At 55.4% G+C, this 14,103-nt stretch carries 15 protein-coding genes; 9 read left to right on the top strand and 6 right to left on the bottom strand.

Translation table 11 applies throughout. From position 1 onward, the window contains the following. The first annotated feature begins 163 nt into the window (after window positions 1–163). Both SACSAC_RS11945 and SACSAC_RS11940 read left to right on the top strand, forming a co-directional pair. Entirely contained in the window at window positions 164–787 is a 624-nt protein-coding gene (locus SACSAC_RS11945) for a DedA family protein (protein WP_037286603.1), read from the top strand. 239 nt (window positions 788–1,026) lie between these two features. Beyond that, entirely contained in the window at window positions 1,027–1,323 is a 297-nt protein-coding gene (locus SACSAC_RS11940; RefSeq protein ID WP_037286600.1) for a putative quinol monooxygenase, read from the top strand. Window positions 1,324–1,413: 90 nt separating this feature from the next. On the opposite strand, the gene SACSAC_RS11935 is transcribed toward SACSAC_RS11940, so the two are convergent. Then, window positions 1,414–2,253 (bottom strand): MurR/RpiR family transcriptional regulator, encoded by an 840-nt coding sequence (locus tag SACSAC_RS11935; RefSeq protein ID WP_037286597.1) that lies wholly within the window; start codon window positions 2,251–2,253, stop codon window positions 1,414–1,416. A 190-nt stretch (window positions 2,254–2,443) separates the two neighbouring features. Here SACSAC_RS11935 and SACSAC_RS11930 point away from each other — a divergent pair, with 190 nt between their 5' ends. The 5 genes from SACSAC_RS11930 to SACSAC_RS11910 all read left to right on the top strand — a co-directional run bounded on the left by SACSAC_RS11930 (window position 2,444) and on the right by SACSAC_RS11910 (window position 8,146). After that, window positions 2,444–3,331, top strand: coding sequence for a DUF8171 family membrane protein (locus SACSAC_RS11930; protein WP_037286594.1), 888 nt, complete (start codon window positions 2,444–2,446; stop codon window positions 3,329–3,331). Further along, a complete protein-coding gene (locus SACSAC_RS11925) occupies window positions 3,324–5,231 on the top strand; it encodes an ABC transporter ATP-binding protein (protein ID WP_084778025.1) in 1,908 nt (635 codons plus the stop codon). Before SACSAC_RS11930 ends, SACSAC_RS11925 begins: the two co-directional genes overlap by 8 nt. Further along, entirely contained in the window at window positions 5,206–6,036 is an 831-nt protein-coding gene (locus SACSAC_RS11920) for an energy-coupling factor transporter transmembrane component T family protein (protein ID WP_037286591.1), read from the top strand. Before SACSAC_RS11925 ends, SACSAC_RS11920 begins: the two co-directional genes overlap by 26 nt. A 39-nt stretch (window positions 6,037–6,075) precedes the next feature. Beyond that, window positions 6,076–6,864: a PHP domain-containing protein gene (locus tag SACSAC_RS11915; RefSeq protein WP_037286588.1), complete on the top strand. Its 789-nt coding sequence runs from the start codon at window positions 6,076–6,078 to the stop codon at window positions 6,862–6,864. Window positions 6,865–7,153: 289 nt separating this feature from the next. Next, the gene (locus SACSAC_RS11910; RefSeq protein WP_051507064.1) at window positions 7,154–8,146 is read left to right on the top strand and encodes a catalase family peroxidase; all 993 of its coding nucleotides are present in this window, start codon (window positions 7,154–7,156) and stop codon (window positions 8,144–8,146) included. 107 nt (window positions 8,147–8,253) lie between these two features. Here SACSAC_RS11910 and SACSAC_RS11905 read toward each other — a convergent pair whose 3' ends face one another. Beyond that, complete coding sequence (locus tag SACSAC_RS11905) at window positions 8,254–9,135, bottom strand: NmrA family NAD(P)-binding protein (RefSeq protein ID WP_051507063.1); 882 nt, start codon at window positions 9,133–9,135, stop codon at window positions 8,254–8,256. A 161-nt stretch (window positions 9,136–9,296) separates the two neighbouring features. Between SACSAC_RS11905 and SACSAC_RS27070 the strand changes: the two genes are divergently transcribed. Beyond that, window positions 9,297–9,896, top strand: coding sequence for a TetR/AcrR family transcriptional regulator (locus SACSAC_RS27070; RefSeq protein ID WP_051507062.1), 600 nt, complete (start codon window positions 9,297–9,299; stop codon window positions 9,894–9,896). A gap of 112 nt (window positions 9,897–10,008) precedes the next feature. Here the strand turns inward: SACSAC_RS27070 and SACSAC_RS11895 are convergent, their stop codons facing one another. Genes SACSAC_RS11895 through SACSAC_RS11880 form a run of 4 tightly spaced genes read right to left on the bottom strand, consistent with a single transcriptional unit; the run spans window position 10,009 to window position 12,905 of the window. Then, a complete protein-coding gene (locus SACSAC_RS11895) occupies window positions 10,009–10,437 on the bottom strand; it encodes a macro domain-containing protein (protein WP_037286584.1) in 429 nt (142 codons plus the stop codon). A gap of 26 nt (window positions 10,438–10,463) precedes the next feature. Then, entirely contained in the window at window positions 10,464–11,354 is an 891-nt protein-coding gene (locus SACSAC_RS11890; protein ID WP_084778024.1) for a TIGR02452 family protein, read from the bottom strand. Further along, entirely contained in the window at window positions 11,347–11,913 is a 567-nt protein-coding gene (locus SACSAC_RS11885; protein WP_037286581.1) for a riboflavin biosynthesis intermediates N-glycosidase, read from the bottom strand. Before SACSAC_RS11885 ends, SACSAC_RS11890 begins: the two co-directional genes overlap by 8 nt. Beyond that, window positions 11,910–12,905 carry an NUDIX hydrolase gene (locus SACSAC_RS11880; RefSeq protein WP_051507061.1) on the bottom strand — a complete coding sequence of 332 codons (996 nt, stop codon included), beginning with the start codon at window positions 12,903–12,905 and terminating at the stop codon, window positions 11,910–11,912. Before SACSAC_RS11880 ends, SACSAC_RS11885 begins: the two co-directional genes overlap by 4 nt. Window positions 12,906–13,117: 212 nt before the next feature. Here SACSAC_RS11880 and SACSAC_RS11875 point away from each other — a divergent pair, with 212 nt between their 5' ends. Beyond that, window positions 13,118–13,960, top strand: a complete 843-nt coding sequence (locus SACSAC_RS11875; RefSeq protein ID WP_037286579.1) for a YkgJ family cysteine cluster protein — start codon at window positions 13,118–13,120, stop codon at window positions 13,958–13,960. Window positions 13,961–14,103 lie beyond the last annotated feature (143 nt).

Here is a 14,103-nt window from a genome sequence, read left to right as displayed (position 1 = left end):
ACCGACACCAAAGCCTGCACGATCGCCCGACGCGCAAGACGCATGTCTCGACTCGAAACCGTTCGGATAACATTCGACGTTCGACCATGCGACTGATCGCGTGACGGCATGCAAATCCGGGAGCCGGAATCCCGTCAAATCCGAAAGTCGAGGTGAGCAGAACGTGGAAAATTGGATTACCGACTTTATGAACGACTGGGGTTACTTCGGCATCTTTTTGCTGATCGCCCTGGAAAATATTTTCCCGCCGATTCCGTCTGAAGTCATTCTGACGTTCGGCGGCTTTATGACGACGCAGACCGACATGAGCATCTGGGGCGTCATCATCGCGTCCACGCTGGGATCGGTGTTCGGAGCCGCGGTGTTGTACGCGATCGGCGCGATCATGAAGCAGGAACGCATGGAGCGCTTGATCGAGAAATACGGCAAATGGCTCCGCCTGAAAAAAGAAGACGTCGGCAAAGCCTACGGCTGGTTCGACCGGTTCGGCAAATGGGCCGTGTTCCTGTGCCGCCTCGTGCCGCTCGTCCGCAGTTTGATCTCTATTCCGGCAGGCAGCGTGCGCATGAACCTGTTCTCCTTCCTGCTGCTGACCACCATTGGCTCGCTGCTGTGGAATACGATCCTGACCTACATCGGCAGCGCCGTAGGCGAATCGTGGGAAAGCGTCGTCGGACAAATAGACGTCTTCTCCAACGTGGTCTACGTGATTATCGGCGTGCTGGTGGTCGGAGGCGCGGCGTTCTTTTTCTGGAAAAGAAGCAAAAGCGTCAAAAGCGGCTCGTGAGTCAACACTGCCCAATCGAGTTAATGGCTTAGGGCGTGTACGCAAACTCCGACGGAAGTAGATTTTGCTGATTTTTCGTTCTCAGCAAGGAAGTTTTCCGAAGGCGTGCCGGGGCACGTCAAGGGAAACTGACGCGGCGGAGGGCGAAAAGGCAGCAAAAGATACACGTCGTTGAGTTTGTGTACACGCCCTAAAAGAAGGCATCACCGACCATTTTTTCACAAACGGAGGAGAATCCTATGGAAGCCATCACCGTAACCGCCATTATCAAAGCCAAGCCCGGCCGGGCACACGACCTGCGCGGCGAGCTGATCAAAGTCGTCGGCCTCAGCCGCACCGAGCAAGGTTGCCTGGAATACGTGCTGAACGAGTCGCTCGAAGATTCGCATACGTTCATTTTTTACGAGCGTTGGGAAAACGCGGAGGCCGCGCAAGCGCATCTGGATAGCGACCATTACAAGGAATATCGCAGCGCAACGGAAAAGATGGTCGCAGCCCGCGAAGTGTACCGGATGCAGCCGATCATCGCGCCGTAAGTATCCGACCGACCCGGAAAGCCCTGCCGCCCTGAATAGGGAAAGCAGGGCTTTTTGTTTTGCGTATGCATGGAATCCGCCTCCGTCGGCTCAAGCCCTTCCGCGCGGCAGTTTGTCCGCATAGCGATCGCGCAATTCGGCCAACGTATCCAGCTTGCCGAGCATACGCTCCTGATCGCGCAGGCCGATCCCCAGAATCAACTGCTCCACCAGCAATAGCGGCGCCATCATGGAATGAAATTCGCCCACCTCTCCCCGACTTACGCAAAAAGCTTCACGCGCGGATACGCCGTACGTCAATTCCTCTCGATCCGTCACCAGCACGGAAGCCGCGCCGATCCGGCGCGAGCAGTCCAGAATGACTTCCGTTTCGGGCAGCATTCGGGTAAAGGAAAAAGCAAATATGGCGTCTTCCGCCTGAAGATGCGCCAACGACTCCAGCAATTCATGCCCGCTGCCCGCCGTCAAGCGCACCGATAATCCAAAGCGATTGAGCCGGTAAGCCATCAGCTCGCCGAGCGCCAACGACGGTCCCGGAGCATGAATATACAACCGGCGTGCCGAAGCGATCAATTCCGCCGTGCGCTCCAGTGCTTCCGGTCGGATATGCGCCGCGGTCTGTTCCAGATGGTGAATCGACTGCTCCAGCATTTTGGCAGGCAGGCTGGCGGCGTTCAGTCCGGACATCGTTTTCTCCAGCTTCAATGCAGGAGTGGCATCGGCATGTTCTCTTAGCTTGATCTTGAACGACTTCGCGTTATCGCTGCCGATCGCGCGCCAAAACCTCGATACGGTCGCTACGCTCGTACCGATCCGGTCCGCAATCTCGCGTTCCGTCATAAACAGCATGTCTTCGGGATGGCGTTCGATGAAGTCGGCTATTTTAAGTTGTCCGGGAGATAGATGATTTTTGTCGGGAAAAAGAGTCATGCGGAAAACCTCCTGATTGATAAGCTGCGCTTGATCCGCTGCCGGGATAACCCAAGTATACCCGCGAAAAGTAAATGTAATTTTTGTTTCATGTAAAATATTTATGAAAATAAAATTACATTGCGTTGATACTCCGCTGACGATTCCCTCCTAGACTGAAAGCAAATCCCATTCAAGGAGGCTTTCCCTCATGAAAAGCACGGCCCGGACGTATACGCTGACGTCCTCGCAGAAGATGATGATTTTCGTCTTGTCCATGTCTTTGTACGGCTTGTCCAACATGTTTACCGAACTGATTCCCAAGCTTCAACTGGGACCGCTGGAGTTGTCGGTGGAATACTTCGCTTTTATTCCGCTGACGTTGTGCATCCTGTTCCATCCGTTTTACGCCGCTGTCGGCGCAGCGCTTGGCGAAGTCATTTTCGGCGAATTAATGCTTGGACAGTTCGGCGGGCTTGGCGAGTTGGAGAAGTTCCTGACCTTCTCCTTAGCCATGTACATAGCGGGCCGCATGGTCAGCGACCCTCGTAATCGCATGCAGGTCGGGGCTGCCGCAATCGTCGGCGTAGGCATCCATCAGCTTTGCAGCACCCTTGTCGATATCGGCAAAGTATGGATCGGCGTGGAAGAATTCGAAGCCGTTCCGGGACTGGCCGAAAGCGTCGTGCTGATCGAAGGCGTAAGCTTCCTGAATACGATGATCGTATCCGGTACCCTGTTCGCTCTGCTGCCGACCTTGTATTTGGTGCCGCGCCTGTACGGGAAAATCGAACCTCTGCTCGGGATTCGTCCGCGCGAAGCGACAACGCGTTACGAATCGGTGAAGGTCTGGACGCCTAAACTGATGATCGGCGGCGTTATACTGGCTCTGCTCGCCTTCGGCGCGGAGTCCCTGTCCGAGACCGATTGGAACTTCGGCGAATGGGACAGCGGCTTGGCCGACCGTCTCGGCAGCGGCGCGATCTGGTTGAGCATCGCCATCGCCGCGGTGATCGCCGTCGTCATCATCTTGATCATGCGGGCCAGAAAAAAACGTTCGGGCAATGACGGCTCCGCGGAAACAGTGCCGTATGCCTAATTCGGACAAGCAGGACATTCCTGCCATTGAAATTCGCGGAGTCTCCTTCGCTTACCCGGGCTCGGAAATTTCGGTGCTGCAAGAAGCTTCCCTGACGCTGAAAAGAGGAACGTTTGCCGCGATCGCCGGCGGAAACGGCAGCGGCAAATCAACCTTGTGCAAGCTCTTCAACGGACTGATTCCCAACTATTATTCCGGTGATTTCGAAGGAACCGTTCACGTCTGCGGCGTTCCCGCGGAAGGGCATACGGTAGCCCAATTGTCGCGCATGGTCGGCTACGTGTATCAGGATTTCGAAAATCAACTGGTGCGGCCGACCGTCTTCGACGAAGCCTGCTTCGCCCCGCTGAATTACGGCTTATCGGACTACCGGCTGATGGCCAGCAAAGCGCTCGATCTGTGCGGGTTGAGTGATCTGCGGGATAGATATGTCTGGGAGTTGAGCGGAGGACAAAAGCATCTGCTGGCATTGGCAGGCGCTTTGTCGCTCGAACCGGAAGTGCTGATCGTGGACGAGCCGGTCGCGCAGCTTGATCCCCAGCATGCCCGGCAGGTGTACGAAGTGCTGAGACGCCTGAACCGGGATCACGGCAAGACGGTGATCGTGATCGAGCACCACGCGGATTTCATAGCGGAATATTGTCATGAAGTCTGCCTGATGGAATCGGGCCGAGTGCTCTGGCAGCGCCCGACTGCCGAGGCTTTGAACAGTCTGGACGACTTGGACCGGCTCGGGATTCAGCCTCCGGAAGTGACCCGCGCCGCAGCCGTGCTGCGTGAGATGGATAACGCAAGAACGCAAAGCGATCCACGTTCTTCGTTACCGGACCGGCGCTCTGCCGGCAGGCATGCAGCGCAGCGGCTTCCGATCACGATGGATGAAGCCGTTGCGCATTTTACAACTTTCATGCAATCCGGCAACGGCAATCTTCATCCTTCGCCTGCACGGATTCCTGCATCCGATCCAGACCATGCCGGCTTAAGCGGGTCAAGTTCGAACGAGGTCATTCGCCTACAGGATGCCTCGCTTCATTATCGGGCTCTGCGGCGCGCCCGGCATCAGGTGCTGCACGCGTTGAACCTGACCCTTTTCGAAGGGGAGCGGATTGCGCTTGTCGGCAATAACGGCGCGGGCAAGTCGTCGCTGCTCAAGCTGGTTGCCGGAGTCGCGCGGCCGCAATCCGGCTCGGTAACGGTATTGGGACAAGATACCCGCTCGGTGTCTTTGGAGCAATTATCGAGTGGGGTCACGCTGGTTTTTCAAAATCCGGAGGATATGTTTATCGAAGACAGCGTGGAAGCCGAGGTCTCGCACTGTCTGAGACGCCGGGCCTATCCGAATATCGAAGCCTCCGTGGCCAACATGCTGCGCGCCTTCCGATTGGAGGAATTGCGGCAGCGCGATGCCCGCTTGTTGAGCGGAGGCCAGCAGCGCCGCGTCTCGTTGGCGATCGGCGCGGCGATTCGGCCGGAGATCATGCTGCTTGACGAACCGACGGCCAACCTCGATCTGTCTACGCGCGAAGAACTGCTCGGCGCGCTGGAAGAATTGAGCGAACATGTCCGAACCGTCGTCATAGCCACGCATGATATGCAGTTGGTCAGCCGCTGGGCGACCCGCGTCGTCGTGATGCACCAGGGAGAAGTCGTCGGTGACGGAACGCCGGACGAAATCTTCGCCGATCGCGAACTGACCCGCCGGGCAGGCATTGCCCCCACGCAGACGGCGCAGTTATCCGCCGATCTCGGAATTCGACCGCTCTGTCGAACGCCCGAAGAACTGGCGAAGCGCATTGCGGAGCGAATGTGGGGCAGCCCGAATGAACGTGCGGATCGCCCATCCGGAAACCTGACGCATAAGGAGGCGGAAGAACATGCAGCTCGTTCGCAACTGGTTTAACAAAATCTCCATCGAACGCATCCAGCTCGAATTGATGAATACGGCTTACGGAAGCGGTCACGTCTTCTTGTCGGCACTTGATCCGCGCTGCATGATCCTGTGGTATCTGTTTTTTGCGATCGCACCCTGGTTTCTTTCCAATATGATCGTGCTCGCCGGATTGTTCCTGCTGATGATCGCCACGACCGTGCTGTCGCGGGTATCCCCCTTCATTATCTTCGTATTGTGTCTGGGATTGGTCGGTCAGGTCGGATGGCTGTTTATCCTTTCGCTCTTTTTCGGCGGGGACATCGCTTCGGCGCTGCCGCTGCTCAAGCTGACGCTGAAGCTGTCGATCGTCTCGTTAGCCAGCATTACCGTATTCTCCGGCATGGACCCGGAACGCATCAGCGACGGGTTGCTCGCACTGGGCATGCCGGCCGCTTTCTCGTTCAGCCTGTCGTACGGCTATCGCATTTTGCCCGTATTGTTCGAAGAATTCCGCAGCGTGCTGCTGTCGTATCGGCTTCGGGGCCGAGCGCCTGCGTCTCCCGGATTTTTGTATGCGAGACTCGGCGCTTATTATCTCAAAATGCTCGTAGTCGCGTTTTTCCCGCTCATGCTGGCAACGGCCAAACGCTCGCGCACTACCGTGGAAGCGCTGGAGACGCGCGGCTTCTCGTTCGGCATGAAAAACCCGAAGTCCCGCCAGCTCAAGCTGTCCCATCTCAAAGTCACTCGCCGCGATATCGCCTTCTTGTCCGGCACTGCCGCTTATGCAGCCTTGTTGTTTTGGATCGGGGCCGCCTATCCGCTCGCGATCTGAATTTCGTTCCACTATTCCCTATAAAAGGAGTCCTGCTCAATGCGCATCGACCTGCATACCCACGCCAAATTATCCAAAGCCTCCGACTTCTCCGAAAGCTATTACCGCGAGATGATCGCCGAGGCGAAAGAGAGCGGATTGAACGCCCTTGCGCTCACGGAACATTTCAACACCCGGAACTTTCACGAGGTCTACGATTCGCTCGATCGGATGTATCCGTACAACGGCGAGACTTACGATGCCGAGGGACTATCGATTTTCCCCGGCATGGAAGTGGATATTCGCGAGAACGGCCATATTCTGTTGATCGGGCAAAAAGAACATATTCTCGCGGTGCGCCGCGAACTTGAACCTTTTACGGCGAAAGGAAACTTTATTCCTTTCGCCGATCTCATGAACCTGGCCGAGCGTTATCCGCTGTTGAAGATCGGCGCGCATCCTTTCCGCGAATCGACGCCGCTGCACCATCTGCCGAAGGAGCAGCTGCTGCGTCTTGACGCCTTCGATCTGAATGCCAAAGATATGTATCAATACGGCTCGCCTGCCAATCAAGCACGCGTAACGGACTTCGCCGAAGCTTTGGACAAGCCCGTGACCGCAGGCAGCGACACCCATCAATGCCTCCAGTACGGCAGCGTGTACAATGTGCTGGATCGCTCTTGCTCCACTGCTGCAGAACTGAAAGAAGCGATCGTGTCTCGCGCGTTCCGAGTCGTGGTCTCGGAGGATCTTCCTTTGCGAGTCAAAGCTTCGGTCCTGCTCAAAAAACTCATGAAGCGCGTGCAGGCCCTAGAATCAGGCTCGTTGAGCGCATCCGTCGGCGACTGAACTGTGCGAAGCCCTTCGGACTATTCGTGCGAAGACCGCTATCCGTCCGTTCGGTTTGCGCTCGGGATTGCAAATTTGAAGAGCTTGAACTCAAACCGCCCTTTGCCGATTTCGGCGAAGGGCGGTTTAAGTGTGCCGAGTTACCGGGTATAGAGAGAATGACTCTATGCGTACAGAGCGGCAGTTTCCGTCATCACGTAACTTTTCGACTCTTAATCGGAGGTACTCTTACCTTTATCGCGGATTAGTTACAGTTCCAGTCACGACAAGCGAAAGGAGAACGACCGCTATGTTCAGCGATTCCGAGAATCATCGCTCTGATCCTTTATCCGGCAGTACGGCCGATTCTGCCGATAAACACGACCAGCTGTACGTCACCGAAGCCGAGGAAGCGGTCGACGAGCTCGAACGCGTATCCGGCGTACATCCCGGCTACCGCCGCGCCCATGCCGGCGGCTTCTGCTGCCGCGCTTCGTTCCTGCCGAGCGGCAAAGCGGCTCCGTTCACGACCGCGCCGCATCTTCAAGATCGCGAAATCAAAGCGATCGTCCGGTTTTCGGGCAGTTCAACCGATCCGGCGCTCGCCGACCTGCTTTCGCCCGCCAAAGGCATGGCGGTCCAGTTCGCGCTTCCGGACGGCGAAGTCACCAACATGGTCGGCGTGACCGTTCCGGTCTTTTTCGCAAGAACGCCGTCTTCGTTCATGGATATGCTGACGACGCTCAACCGGACCAAAGCCGGAAAAATGCCCAAATCCGAAGCGCTGCGCCATTTCGCCCGCCATTTCGGCGAAAGCCGGCAGAGCCTGCTTGCTCTTAAGCGCTTGAAGCCGCCCGTAAGCTATGCCACCAACCTTTACTACTGTATCCATGTCTATATGCTCGTCGATGCGGAAGGCCGCCGCCGTCCGGTCAAATTCGAATGGATACCCGACCTGGGCGTCCATACGCTATCGATTCACGATGCGGCTGCCCTGCCTGACGACTATTTGGAAAAAGAGCTTGAACTGCGCATGCTGTCCCAGCCGCCTTCGTTCAAGCTGAATATCGTGTTCGGCGAAGAAAGCGATCCGACGGACGATCCGACCAAACGCTGGCCGAGCGACCGCGCGCGGATCAACGCGGGACGGCTGGTACTGCTCGAACCGATCGCGGAACCGCGCGGACTATTGATGGACCCGACCGCCGTGCCGGAAGGCATCGCTTTATCCGACGATCCGATCCTGAATTTCCGTCGCGAGACCTATGCCGAGTCGATGAAACGTCGCAGCGGCGGGCATTGATTCAGAGCAAATGGCTTGTTTATGTGCGTCCATACAAAAGAATGCCGGAAGAGGCGGGCCGAAACCCGTCTCTTTTTTGCTTTTGGCGCCGGTTTGCTTACCGGGCCTCAAATCAAATTCAGCCGGGCCCACTCCGCCATCTTCGTTCCCGGACGCCCCAGAACCGTCAAAACGTCATCGCGAACGACTGTCGTCTGCGCGGTCATTTGGCCGGCCGCGGTCAATTTCATCGTTATGAGGGCACTTTCCATGTAAGCGCGCTGTCCTGCATCCGTAATTCCGGCAACCTGATCTTCGAAATTCGAAGGATCGATCACCTCGCAACGGATTTCTTTTCCCGACGCCGACGTCAAAATGTCGGCGACCTCCGTACCTGTCAGCACTTCCGTACTTAACCAGTAATCGGCGCCGCCGTGTTTCTCCGGCCCTTCCCGCAATACGGCTGCGGCAACGGCGGCAATGTCCGCGGCACACACCCATCCTTGCGGCAGATCTTTTGTGAAAGCCGTAAAAAAACCGGTCTCCGAGATCGGAGGATCCGTTTTCAAACTCGTGTCCGCAATGACATTCGGATGCAGATGCGTCCAGGCAACTCCGCTGGCCCTGATATAGGTTTCGATCAGATCATGCCAAGCAAAATGGGGCATCAGATCGCGTCCCGAGGTGAATACGCCCAGATGAACGATATGACCCACGCCCGCATCGACTGCCGCATCAACCAATTTTTTGCTTTGGAATAGCATATCCGACGTGTAGCCGGTCAACAAAAACACCCGGTCGACGTCTTCCAACGCTTTTGCGAAAGTCTCCGGACGATTGAGATCAAGCACGACGGCTTCGCGTCCTTCTATCCGCCATTTCTCCGCAGCTTTCGCACGGCTTGTCGCAAGACGAATCGTAATGCCTTCTTTATTGCGATCAAATTCTTTTACCACTTGCGAACCTACGGTTCCGGTTGCGCCAATAACTAATACTTTTGCTGTCGTCATCATTTGGCCCCCTACTCTTATTTATAGAACGATTAAGTTCCGTAATTGAAGTCTATCAAATCTATTTACAGAACTCAATAGTTCCGTATTAAAACAACCAAAATGGTATACTTTGATCAGCGAACGAAAAGTCATTGCACAAGAAAGGCAGGTAGAACGATATGCCGAAAGAAAAACAGCACCAAATCGAAGAAAAAAGAGGACGTCCCCTCGATTTGTCGCGCAATAAGGTCATTCTTGAAGCGACTTTGGATTTATTGGCGGAAAAAGGCTACGATGCGTTAACCATAGATGCGGTCGCACTTCAAGCCAAAGTAGGAAAAGGTACGATTTACCGAAGATGGTCTTCAAAAATGGAGCTTGTGATCGACGCGGCTACTTTAATGAGTCCCTTTGAGCTTTCTTTGGATACATTGAATAAAAATCAAGATTTGCGCGGGCAATTCGTCGACTTGCTCACTTTTGTTTTCATGGAGGATAAAAAATTCCAAAAAGCGACGAACGCGATTTGTAATGCTTTTAATGAGGAATTGGATCAGAGGATGCGAGATGCATTTTACTGGCGTTACCGCAATGCGATCGAAAGTCTGCTTGAACCTTATATTAAAAAGAACAAGTTGACCAACAAAGACATGGAATTGATTGCGGATATCGGTCCAGCTTTGGTCATGTATAATCTGCGCTTCAAAAATCGATCAGCCGACATCGACTATATCAAAAGGGTCGTCGATAAATTGGTCGTGCCGCTTTTACCGAAATGACCGTCCAAAAGAAACTCGAAAATAACCTCGTTACCGAAAAATTCGGCAACGAGGTTATTTTGTACCCCATATACTCCCTATTAAAAAGTATCGATGTCCGGCAACGCCGTACTTAAGCATTCAGGGAGCAAACCAGAATCTCGATCTCCGTATCGGCGAATTCTTTTTGCACGATTTCCCTGACCTTTTCCCAGCGCAATCGATCCAATCCGCTTCCGATACGCGGCATCGCAAGCTTCGCAACCGCAGCGGACTCACAATTCTCGCGCAGCGAACGAACCGCTTGCGCGAGCGATTTATAGGTGGGCTTGTTGAAATACTTGGCCTTGGTCACCAGATTCATCACACGGCCTTCCCGGTAACAAGCGCCGATCTCCAGAGGTTCTCTCGCTGCCCGTTCCTTTAACGGCACCAGATCGAATCTTCGCACGAATTCGGCAGCGATTCCTTTGCCCATCTTCGCATCGGCCGAAATGCAGTGCGCCAGTATGTAGTCGTCCGGCAGCGTGAACAGATCCCCTTCAATCTCGTTGAACTGCATGCGTAAGCCTCCTTTCCTTGGGGCCCTTACAACGAACGCCCCCAGATTCGTTCGAACGGACGAATCGTCCGACTGTCTTTCGAACGATCCAGCACCGCAAAAATAACTTGATCGAAGTGTACCGCCCAACCTTCCCCGTCCAGCAACCGGCGCCACCACGAAGCCACTTCGGCCGGATCGTTGCGAAACACGCCGCACCCGTAAGCTCCGAGCACCAGCGTACGGTCTCCTTGCTCCGCAAAGATCGCGAGCGCCAACCTCATTCTTTCCAGCATGACGATTTTGGCTTGCGCCGAATCTTCGCCTTTGAGCAGCACCTGTCCGTAGTTCACCGCAGGCAAGGTCAACACGGAAGCATACGCCGGAGGCGCCGCCAATTCAAAGCGTTCATCGCGGAAAAAGACGACGTCCGGCGAGTAAATGGCATGGTGCGTGTACATCATCGTTCCGCTGGCCCGATTGGCATCATAATAACCGGAGTGCCGCAGTTGGGACGGATACAACCCACTGGTCGCAGCTAAATTTTCTTCTTGCGCATTCGCGCCGTTCAGGAAGCCGCCGCCCGCATTTTTCGCGCTGGCGAAGTTCAACAATCCGATCGATTTCGCTCCGTTTGCCGCCAGGTCATGTACCGTTTTTACGGCCGATTCGTTGACGACACGGTAATCGGTACGCGAACTTTCCGTTACGGGACGTTCGATCTTCAGGCTCTGCACAATTTCGGCTCCGCGTTTCGGCGTAATCAACAGGCTATCTTCTTCGGAATGCCGCTGCGCTTCGCCGATCTCGATCGTCTCTCCCCGGTACACGTAAGAACCTCGCTTGGCGATTTCGACCGTCTCGGCCGCGATTCGGCGCATCCGGTCGCGCGCCGCTTCGCGGTATCCCGTCGCCAGTCCGTTCATTTGCTTATTCATCTTGGATCCCCTCCTGTTGCAGCTTGTCCCGCGCTTCGCTCAAAGCAAAACCCAGCAGATTGGTTCCTCGCCATTTGAACGGATTTTCGACATTCGGATCCTGCTTGTCCAGGCCTATGCCCCAGATGCGATCGACCGGACTGGCTTCGACCAGAACGCGATTTTTCGTATTCGACAGAAAAGCCCATAGCTCTCGGTTTTGCCGGAATTTTTCTTCGCTCGCCCGTCGCACGATGCCGTAAGCTTCCTTTTTCCATACCTGATCGTCAAAGCCCCGCACCTCGCGTCCGAAAGCTTTCATCTGCTTGGGATGCTTGGCTTGCAGGATTTTGCGGCGTACTTCTTCATCGCGGAACAGCCTTGCCTTTTCAGCCATCATATACTGCTCGGCGCAGCCGTACTCGACGCCTTCGACCGTAAAACGGCTCGGCCACCATTGACTCAGGCAGCTTGCGTCGACCACGCCTTCCGTTTTGGCCGTATGGCCCCAAAAAAACAAATATTTGATTCGCTGCCCGGCGTTATGCGCCTGTCGCAGTTGTTCCAAGTTGTAAATCACCGATAATCTCCCCATTCCTCACGGCTTCGCCGATACAATCTCGATGGGCGATGTCCCGCGTTCTCCGTATATTGATCCGTTTTCTCGACCAGCGGTTCCGCTTTGCGGCGGAAGGCCGCTTTGAGCAGTTCACGATCCAAGATCGCCTCGTAAGCCTGTTGTAATTCGGTCAGCGTGAAAAGCTCCGGCATCAGATGCAGCGCCAGATCGTTCTCCTCCACCCGTCCGCGCAGCCGCTCGATTGCCATGCCGATGATCTTCGCATGGTCGAACGCCAAATCTCCGCGATCCGCGACCGCATATTCCTCGATCGAAGCCCGGCTTGTTCGCGTGATCCGATGCTCGACGGTTGCGGTCAATTCCAGCTTGCCCGCTGAATTTTTTGTAGAATTGGCATACTGTTCATGCGAATCGACTTCCGGCGACTCTGCCGTAAGTTTCAATTCATAACGCCGGACATGCAGCATGCCACCTTCATCCAGCCGTTCCCTACTTTCGCTGTTCATACGGTAGGATAGCTCAAACCACGCGGCCCGATCCGCATCGTCGCCCGCTTGCACTTGCAAGCCGCGACTATCAACCAATGCCATATACGAGCAGCTGACGACCCAGGTACGGGGATCGCGCCCTACATCGCTGAACGTATGCAGCTGCTCCAGATAGACCCGATCAACGCCCGTTTCCTCAAGCAATTCTCTCGCCGCCGCCTGATCCGCAGTCTCGTTGGGACGCACGAATCCGCCGGGCAGCGCCCAGTGACCCAGATACGGATGCCCCGCGCGGCGGATCAGCAGCACGCGCAGCGTCTGCTTCGGCAGCTTGCGGTAATTTTCTTCCTTTTCGCCCGCTACCGTAAAAATGACCATGTCCGTCGCGATGGAAGGCCGTTCGTAATCTCCCGCGTCGTATCCGGCCAGAAACTCTTCTTCCGTCAAGCCGTTCGCGTCGCGAAGCGGCTCGCGCCGCTCGTGTCGTTCCGTCTCTTTTTGCATCTTCAGCTCCCGTCTCCGCCCAACCCACAAACCGTCAGCAGCCTGTCCAAGTAGGCAATATTGTTATGCTCTTTTTGTTATTATCTAAATGTTAATATCAAAGATAAAGCCTTTCTCTCTGACTGTCAAGCCGTACCGGTTTCGTTTATTCGATTAACCCCGGCGCGAAGCGTATAATGGGAACAGAATCCAACTTCGAGGAAGTGAACCCCATGCCGAACACGCCCGAGGCGAAGAACTACAGCCTGACGGACGGCAACGAGCCCTGCTTCTGCGGCAGCGGACGCAAGATGAGACTTTGTCATAAGACCGCCTCGCCCGACAGCCGCGCCGCGCATGTGGTACGGCTGTATCGGGACGTCGAGCAGACGATCGGCGATTATCGGGCCACCAGCCCCAAGCAGCCGCCGTGCCGGGAAGGGTGCAGCAACTGCTGCTCCGATTACTTCCCGGTGTCTCAGGTAGAGTTCGAGCTGCTGCTTGTTTATATGGAACGTCATTGGAGCAAGGACGAAATTACCGAAGCGTTTGACCGCGCGGAAGAGAATCTATTGTTGTTGGAAAAAGAGAACCCGGACATGCACGCTTCGCTCACCCACAATATCGACCGCAAAGGCGAGCTGGACGCGGTACGCCGCAACGCGGGCCGCAACAGCTTTCCTTGTCCGCTGCTGGATCGGGAAAACGGACGCTGCCGGGTCTATTCGGCCCGTCCTTTCCTGTGCCGGACGCACGGCAGCTCGCATACGTTCTACGGCGGTTGGCGCGAGCGCTTACAGCCCGGGCAGGTATGCGAGTATATCGACGGCGGACGGTCGCATCGCAAGATCACGCCGAATATCGCCGATTACTGGCCGTTGTACGAAGAACTGGCGGATGTGCGCGTAGGCAAAGAACGCCGCCTGCTGCGTCAGTATCCGATCTTTTACTGGTTGGTGCTATACGGTCGTCACGGCGGCGGCAAGACGACTGAGCTGGGCAGCCGAGACAACTTCGACCTGCCGCTTGCCGAGCATAATGCGAGAATGGCGGCGCATGGAGCATCAGCAAATTGAGTAACTCATCGCTTTTTCCGTATCACAAAAAGACCGTTTCTCCTCCATCTGCAAGATGGGGTAGAATACGGTCTTTTTGAGTGTCTTGCCGGGTAATCGAATTTGTTGCTGATACTCATACCGACTCTATCTCCATCGGCCAC

The sequence above is a fragment of the Saccharibacillus sacchari DSM 19268 genome, from assembly GCF_000585395.1.
Taxonomy (GTDB): domain Bacteria; phylum Bacillota; class Bacilli; order Paenibacillales; family Paenibacillaceae; genus Saccharibacillus; species Saccharibacillus sacchari.
Note: the sequence above shows the minus strand (reverse complement) of the source record. Positions and strands in the feature narration are given on the sequence as shown.

Bases quoted from the DNA above. Each gene is read 5' to 3' on its own strand.
- SACSAC_RS11890 (WP_084778024.1), bottom strand. From the start codon at position 11,354: ATGAATAAGCAAATGAACGGACTGGCGACGGGATACCGCGAAGCGGCG.
- SACSAC_RS11915 (WP_037286588.1), top strand. From the start codon at position 6,076: ATGCGCATCGACCTGCATACCCACGCCAAATTATCCAAAGCCTCCGAC.
- SACSAC_RS11935 (WP_037286597.1), bottom strand. From the start codon at position 2,253: ATGACTCTTTTTCCCGACAAAAATCATCTATCTCCCGGACAACTTAAA.
- SACSAC_RS11895 (WP_037286584.1), bottom strand. From the start codon at position 10,437: ATGCAGTTCAACGAGATTGAAGGGGATCTGTTCACGCTGCCGGACGAC.
- SACSAC_RS11910 (WP_051507064.1), top strand. From the start codon at position 7,154: ATGTTCAGCGATTCCGAGAATCATCGCTCTGATCCTTTATCCGGCAGT.
- SACSAC_RS11880 (WP_051507061.1), bottom strand. From the start codon at position 12,905: ATGCAAAAAGAGACGGAACGACACGAGCGGCGCGAGCCGCTTCGCGAC.
- SACSAC_RS11920 (WP_037286591.1), top strand. From the start codon at position 5,206: ATGCAGCTCGTTCGCAACTGGTTTAACAAAATCTCCATCGAACGCATC.
- SACSAC_RS11925 (WP_084778025.1), top strand. From the start codon at position 3,324: ATGCCTAATTCGGACAAGCAGGACATTCCTGCCATTGAAATTCGCGGA.
- SACSAC_RS11875 (WP_037286579.1), top strand. From the start codon at position 13,118: ATGCCGAACACGCCCGAGGCGAAGAACTACAGCCTGACGGACGGCAAC.
- SACSAC_RS27070 (WP_051507062.1), top strand. From the start codon at position 9,297: ATGCCGAAAGAAAAACAGCACCAAATCGAAGAAAAAAGAGGACGTCCC.
- SACSAC_RS11930 (WP_037286594.1), top strand. From the start codon at position 2,444: ATGAAAAGCACGGCCCGGACGTATACGCTGACGTCCTCGCAGAAGATG.
- SACSAC_RS11905 (WP_051507063.1), bottom strand. From the start codon at position 9,135: ATGACGACAGCAAAAGTATTAGTTATTGGCGCAACCGGAACCGTAGGT.
- SACSAC_RS11940 (WP_037286600.1), top strand. From the start codon at position 1,027: ATGGAAGCCATCACCGTAACCGCCATTATCAAAGCCAAGCCCGGCCGG.